The organism is Clostridium sp. CM037 (assembly GCF_055081095.1).
The window spans coordinates 1-1,236 of record NZ_JBSJEN010000005.1 but is presented as its reverse complement, the minus strand read 5'-3'; the positions used below and the strand labels follow the sequence as shown (position 1 = coordinate 1,236).

Below are 1,236 nucleotides of genomic sequence, written 5' to 3'. Positions count from 1 at the left end.
CGCACTTACGTGCGAGTTATGGGAAATCTCATCTCAGGGTGGGCTTCACGCTTAGATGCTTTCAGCGTTTATCCCTTCCAAACATAGCTACCCAGCGATGCCACTGGCGTGACAACTGGTGCACCAGAGGTTTGTCCATCCCGGTCCTCTCGTACTAAGGACAGCTCCCTTCAAATTTCCTACGCCCGCGACGGATAGGGACCGAACTGTCTCACGACGTTCTGAACCCAGCTCGCGTGCCGCTTTAATGGGCGAACAGCCCAACCCTTGGGACCTACTTCAGCCCCAGGATGCGACGAGCCGACATCGAGGTGCCAAACCTCCCCGTCGATGTGGACTCTTGGGGGAGATCAGCCTGTTATCCCCGAGGTAGCTTTTATCCGTTGAGCGATGGCCCTCCCACGAGGTACCACCGGATCACTAAGCCCGACTTTCGTCCCTGCTCCACTTGTAAGTGTCGCAGTCAGGCTCCCTTCTGCCTTTGCACTCTTCGCGCGATTTCCAACCGCGCTGAGGGAACCTTTGGGCGCCTCCGTTACTTTTTTGGAGGCGACCGCCCCAGTCAAACTGCCCACCTAACAATGTCCTGTGACCAGATTCATGGCCTCCAGTTAGAACCTCAGTACTGTCAGGGTGGTATCCCAAGGATGACTCCACACAGGCTGACGCCCATGTTTCTCAGTCTCCCACCTATCCTGTACAGACAATACCGAAATTCAATGCTAAGCTACAGTAAAGCTCTACGGGGTCTTTCCGTCCAATCGCGGGTAGCAAGCATCTTCACTTGCACTACAATTTCGCCGGATGTGTTGTTGAGACAGTGCCCAAATCATTACGCCATTCGTGCGGGTCGGAACTTACCCGACAAGGAATTTCGCTACCTTAGGACCGTTATAGTTACGGCCGCCGTTTACTGGGGCTTAAGTTCATACCTTCGCTTGCGCTAAGTAATCCCCTTAACCTTCCAGCACCGGGCAGGCGTCAGCCCCTATACATCAGCTTTCGCTTTAGCAGAGACCTGTGTTTTTGCTAAACAGTTGCTTGGGCCTATTCTCTGCGACCTACTTACGTAGGCACCCCTTCTCCCGAAGTTACGGGGTCAATTTGCCGAGTTCCTTAACAACAATTCTTCCGATGGTCTTAGGATTCTCTCCTCACCTACCTGTGTCGGTTTGCGGTACGGGCACCAATATCCTCGATAGAGACTTTTCTTGGCAGCGTGGAATCAGATACTTC

General features: G+C 53.4%; 1 rRNA gene. It reads right to left on the bottom strand.

Features of this window, described 5'->3' with window-relative positions:
- Positions 1–7: 7 nt before the first annotated feature.
- Positions 8–1,236, bottom strand: a 23S ribosomal RNA gene (locus ACWJKP_RS20670); the annotation flags it as partial.